Annotated in this window: 5 protein-coding genes; all 5 read left to right on the top strand. The window is 37.9% G+C overall.

Features of this window, described 5'->3' with window-relative positions:
- Positions 1-411: 411 nt before the first annotated feature.
- Positions 412-1,062 carry a high frequency lysogenization protein HflD gene (hflD, locus tag ABXH34_RS17435; RefSeq protein ID WP_353573161.1) on the top strand — a complete coding sequence of 217 codons (651 nt, stop codon included), beginning with the start codon at positions 412-414 and terminating at the stop codon, positions 1,060-1,062.
- Positions 1,063-1,110: 48 nt separating this feature from the next.
- Positions 1,111-1,824, top strand: a complete 714-nt coding sequence (locus ABXH34_RS17430) for a thioesterase II family protein (RefSeq protein WP_353573160.1) — start codon at positions 1,111-1,113, stop codon at positions 1,822-1,824.
- Positions 1,825-2,184: 360 nt separating this feature from the next.
- Positions 2,185-3,696 (top strand): polyphosphate:AMP phosphotransferase, encoded by a 1,512-nt coding sequence (gene pap, locus ABXH34_RS17425; protein ID WP_353573159.1) that lies wholly within the window; start codon positions 2,185-2,187, stop codon positions 3,694-3,696.
- Positions 3,697-4,225: 529 nt separating this feature from the next.
- Positions 4,226-4,549, top strand: a complete 324-nt coding sequence (locus tag ABXH34_RS17420; protein ID WP_353573158.1) for a hypothetical protein — start codon at positions 4,226-4,228, stop codon at positions 4,547-4,549.
- Positions 4,546-5,525, top strand: a 980-nt coding sequence (locus ABXH34_RS17415; protein WP_353573157.1) for a V-type ATPase subunit, incomplete at its 3' end; no start/stop codon positions are given. The genes ABXH34_RS17420 and ABXH34_RS17415, both read left to right, overlap by 4 nt.

The raw sequence follows: 5,525 nt of genomic DNA, 5'->3' as shown, positions 1-5,525 counted from the left end.
TAATTCTTTAATGACAACAGGGCTTGGTCGCCCTGTATCCCGGCTTTCAGCCGCCAAGCCTCTAACCCACCCGTCTTTAGCGGGTGGTTGTTTAGTTTATGCGCATCGAAACTAATTGAATAGTTCTAGCTGCTGAATAATTATCCGATTAAAAATCATCTTAAAAACAATTTTTTATTTTTAATAGCATACTGTGGAGTCTTATATTTCTAGCTTTATTGGTTCAACTTATGGAAAAATAAGAGAGATGAAGAATATGAGGTAATTCAAAAGAGATATTAACGCGCGATTATGAATTAATTGTAGCGATAGAAGAGCAGCAGATAAACGCTTGATCCTAATTCTTCTCACGCCTGTTATTCTTACAAAATTATGACATAATATTTGCTTGTTTGAGATTGACGCAAAACAATGAAAAATATTGAACACAGTACTATCGCTTTGGCAGGAATTTTCCAATCCGCTTTTTTAGTAAAACAAGTTGCAAAACAAGGCATCATTGACCAATCCTCTTTTGAAACGGCTATTTCCAGTGTTTTAAAACTAGATGCGTCTTCAACTGCAGAGGTTTATAACGGGCTGGGAGGAGTTAAGCATGGCTTTCAGTTGTTAGTAAAACAATTTGGTACGGAACAACAAGGGCAGGTATTCGATCATGAATTGATGCGTTATGTGCTCAATATGCTGGTCTTAGAACGTAAATTACAAAAAAACAAAACCATGTTACCCGTGATTGGCAACCGAATTCGAGAAGCGATGAGCTATAAGGAACACTATCATATAGCCCATGAGAAAGTGTTGGATTGTCTCGCTAATTTATATTTAGACACCATGAGCCATTTTACTCCACGGATTCAAGTCACAGGTGAGCAACGCTTTTTAGAAAATGAGTTTAATGCCCAGAAAATCAGAATACTGCTGCTTGCAGGCGTGCGTTCAGCGATCTTATGGCGGCAGAAAGGTGGATCTAAATGGCAATTGGTTTTTTCACGTAAGAAAATGGTCAGTATTGCAAGACAATATTTAGATGAGCTACATTTACTTGAGAGTGCTGCTGAATAGTGATAAATCGGCTATAATCAAGCCTTTTTTGACAATTGTAGCCATCTTATGCCAAATGCTTCAACTGTGAATTTATTTACTCTTCCTTTTGCAGGTGGTAATTTTTATTCCTATCGAGCCTTTCAAGCCCATTTGCCACCACAGATTAAAATGCGGCCTTTAGAGCCACCAGGGCGTGGTAGGCGTATCGCTGAAAGCCTATTACCTGATTTAGAAGATATGGCAGATGATGCTTTTTTTAAGCTACAAAAACATGATTTATCAAAGCCTTACATTATTTACGGCCATAGTATGGGCGGTTTGATTGCTTATTTACTCATCCAGCGTTTACAAATTCACAATGTCGCATTGCCTCTGCATTTTATTGTCAGTGGCCGTCGCTCCCCAGATAAGCCTTATCATCATATTTACCATACTTTGTCCCCTAATGAATTTATCCAATGGCTTAAGACCTTAGGAGGGTTGCCGCAAACCATTTTGGATAGTGATGAATTGATGCAATTGGTAACACCGATTATTCAAACTGATTTTCAAGCCACTGAAACGTTCAATTATCAGCAACGACCACGTATCAAATTAGAAGTTCCCATTACCGCATTTTATGGTACGGATGAAGATATTTCTGAGCAAGAAATGTATAATTGGTATCAAGAGTCGACTCAGACTGTCCAGCTTGAAAAGCTAATAGGCGATCATTTTTTTATTTTTCAGTCTCCATTTTTACACCGATTTAAGCAACTATTAGTTGATTGTGTTCGTTAGTTTTTAGTTGCACAATACTTCTCCAATAGCTCTATTTTAATCAATTGGGGGTTGTTATTGTTCGTTCATTAGCAATCTTCAGTTCAATATTATTTTTAAATCAGCCTATATTTCCCAGCAATATTCCTTGCTACTACACACAAAACGCCGCAAAATACACCTTAATAAATTGACTTCCTTAAAATGAACCATCGGTTGGAGATTTTTTAAAGAGGCTCGTTTGAGATTCTTTTGGAGTGGTTAATTTTTCCTGTTCTGATGTGCTTAATATTTTTAGATTGAAGCATGAACAATTTAAATCCTGAATGTGTATTTTAGATAGGTTTTAACATTGGACGATAATGACAATAAAAGGGAACTATGATGTTTGAAGCTGCCGAAGTCGGACGAAAAATCAGCAAAAGTGAATATAAAGAACAACTGCCTGAATTACGGGCACAATTATTACAGGCCCAATTTGCCTTAAGTAAAACCAATACCCCTGTGATTATTATCATTTCGGGTGTTGATGCGGCAGGACGTGGAGATGCGGTTAATGCATTGAATGAATGGTTAGATACGCGCGGATTAGAAACCATTTCACTTGATTCCCCTACTGATGAAGAATTAGAACGGCCTTATATGTGGCGTTATTGGCGTAAATTGCCTGAACGTGGCCGAATTGGAATTTTCTTTGGTGGTTGGTATGCCGACCCGATTCGTAATAGAGCATATGGAGAGGTTGATTTTGCCAAGTTTGATGATTCATTAACCCATATTCGCCGTTTTGAAAATATGCTTGTAGAAGATGGGGCATTAATTCTTAAATTCTGGCTGCATTTGTCAAAAGATAATCAGAAGAAACGTTTAAAAAAATTGGAAAAAGACCCGCATACTCGTCGTAGCGTTTCTGAAAAAGACTGGAAACATGCTGAGATGTATGAAGATTTTACGGGTGCAGCAGAGCACGCCATTCGCTATACTGATGCAGGTAAAACCCCATGGTTTTTAGTTGAAGCCAGCAATGAGCAATATCGTAATTTAACCGTTGCCCATACATTATTGGATCATTTGAATAAACTGTTGAAACAAAATAAGCAAGATGCAGAACAAGCTGCTCCAGCTACCACAGAGCCAACGATTCAACTAGAAACCCCCGCTTCAGCACAACTGACAGTTTTAGATAAAGTTGATTTAACTCAAGTTCTGAATAAAAAGGTTTATCAAGAGAAGTTAGCGCATTATCAAGGTAAATTGCATCGTTTATCTTGGGCAGCACAGAATTTAGACATGTCAACCATTATTGTGTTTGAAGGATGGGATGCTGGTGGCAAAGGTGGTGCAATTCGGCGCATGATTCATACTATGGATGCCCGTTTATACCGAGTGATTTCGATTGCTGCGCCAACTGATGAAGAGCGTTCACATCATTACTTATGGCGTTTTTGGCGACATGCACCTAGAGGCGGACATTTTACCATTTATGATCGTTCTTGGTATGGACGTGTATTAGTGGAACGTGTAGAAGGTTTTGCTAAGGAAGAAGACTGGAAACGTGCTTATTCTGAGATCAATTCTTTTGAAGAACAGCTTGCAAATCATGGTGATGTAGTGATTAAATTCTGGTTACATCTCAGTCAAGAAGAGCAGTTAAAACGTTTTAAAGAACGAGAAGTCATTCCTTATAAGCAGCATAAAATTACGGAAGAAGATTGGCGTAATCGCGAAAAATGGGATGATTATGCGTTGGCAGTCAATGATATGGTTGCACGTACCAGTACCCATTATGCGCCATGGACACTGATTGCTGGTGATGATAAACGTTTTGCTCGGATTGAGGCTTTACAAACGGTTTGTGAACGGTTAGAAAAAGCGATTGATGAAAAAAGTTAAGAGCTAGAATATTAAGGCTGGCAGTTCTTTAAGAAAATTGCCAGTCTTGAGCAATGCAATGTTAAATACAATCATATAGTTACTGAAATTATTTGCGATAATTATCTAATATCAATATCTCCAACTGACTTAACTCAAACAATTGCTACAGTAATTCCGTAAAACCATTACTTTTACGCTCTCTAAAATATAAAAAATAAGCTTCTTTTACAGACTTAATCAGCCTGTAGTCAATTTTGGTTTGTATGGACTGGCAGTCCTTTTATATTTTAAATATCAATCACTTTTGAAATCAAGGACTGCCAGTCCTGTATCACTTTAAAATAAAATGACTATAGCATATTCATTAACTGCTCATACAAATCTATTATCCTTGTCACAATTACTATATTATTTTAGATGTGGTGCTTTATTTGCGATTGAGTTGTGTAAGAATGAGTCAAGAAATAATGTAATTATTTTGAGGACGGATAATCCTTTAAGCCACTATTTTTCCATTCAAAAATCTAAAATTTAGAAGGGTGAACTTATGGAAAACACGTTAAAACGTCTGTTAAATGCGGAAGCAGAAGCGGAAAAAACGGTTGCTGATGCCAGTGCAAAACGTGAACACATCGTAGAGCAGGCTTTAAAGGAAGCCCATCAAGCTGAAATCAATTTTCGTGACCAATTGCCTGATCTAAAAAAAGTCTTTGTCGAAAAAGCCCATCAACGTGCTGAACAATCGATTGCTGAATTAAATAAACGCTATGACGAACGTAAAATAAAATTACGCGAAATGGCCGAACAACATCAATATAAAGCTGTGGATGCAACTGTGGAAATTGTATTGCAAGCGGGTGCAGCCAAATGAATATGGTCACTGAATATGCCTATTTAAATGCACGGGTATCAGCGATGGCAGAAAAACTATTGCCTGAAGAAAAATTAATTGAATTACTGAATCAGCCGCTGGGACAACAACATATTGACCGTGATAGTAGCTTAGATGATTTACTCAATGATGAAAAAGTTGATCCCGCTTTAATTGAGCAAGCTTGGTTTATGTATTTGGTCGCGGACTTTAAAGTATTGGTGCGTTCGTTATCAGGAGCAGCGCGTGAATTTATTACTTACTGGTTTCGTAAATGTGAAATTACCAATTTAAAAACCATTGTACGCGGCAAAATCAGTGGCCTATCAGCGGAGGCGATTTCCAGCCAATTAATTGATTTAGGTGATTTGGCAAGCTTGCCGATTGAACAATTATTGCGCACCGAAGATATCAGCGAATTATTGCGCCATTTAGACAATACCCATTTCAGCACCATTGCTCGCCAATCTCGTCGTGTATTTGAACAAGAACATCAACTTCATGCTTTAGATGCCGCGATTGATCGACATTATTTACTGGGTTTTGAGCAACGAATTAAAGCCCTTGATAGCACCCAACGCAAACATGTTACGCCATTGATGGGAATGTTGATGGATCGATTTAATTTGCTATGGTTATTGCGTTATCGCTTTGCCTATCAACTCTCAGCTGCCGAAACTTATTATTTACTGATTCCCGCTTCATATACCAGCATCAACCGCACCTTATTACAAAAACTAGTCGAATTGAACAGTATTGAAGAAATCCTAGCTGCATTACCAGAGCATTTACGCCTTGCGATTGGTGAAGTTGAAGACACCTATAGCGTAGAACATAAATTGAATAATGAACTGATGCAGGTAGCACAATATACGTTACGTTGGCGTAGTTTTACAATTGCCAAAACAATGGCCTTTGTTTTATTGCGTGAATTGGAAATGCGCCGGGTTTTAGCCATTATAAAAGGTAAGCGTTT

This window comes from Candidatus Albibeggiatoa sp. nov. BB20 (genome assembly GCA_016744725.1).
Classification (GTDB): Bacteria; Pseudomonadota; Gammaproteobacteria; order Beggiatoales; family Beggiatoaceae; genus Albibeggiatoa.
Note: the sequence above shows the minus strand (reverse complement) of the source record. Positions and strands in the feature narration are given on the sequence as shown.

What these genes read in the sequence shown, in the direction of transcription:
- hflD (WP_353573161.1), top strand. Translation starts at nt 412, where the DNA reads ATGAAAAATATTGAACACAGTACTATCGCTTTGGCAGGAATTTTCCAA.
- ABXH34_RS17430 (WP_353573160.1), top strand. Translation starts at nt 1,111, where the DNA reads ATGCCAAATGCTTCAACTGTGAATTTATTTACTCTTCCTTTTGCAGGT.
- pap (WP_353573159.1), top strand. Translation starts at nt 2,185, where the DNA reads ATGATGTTTGAAGCTGCCGAAGTCGGACGAAAAATCAGCAAAAGTGAA.
- ABXH34_RS17420 (WP_353573158.1), top strand. Translation starts at nt 4,226, where the DNA reads ATGGAAAACACGTTAAAACGTCTGTTAAATGCGGAAGCAGAAGCGGAA.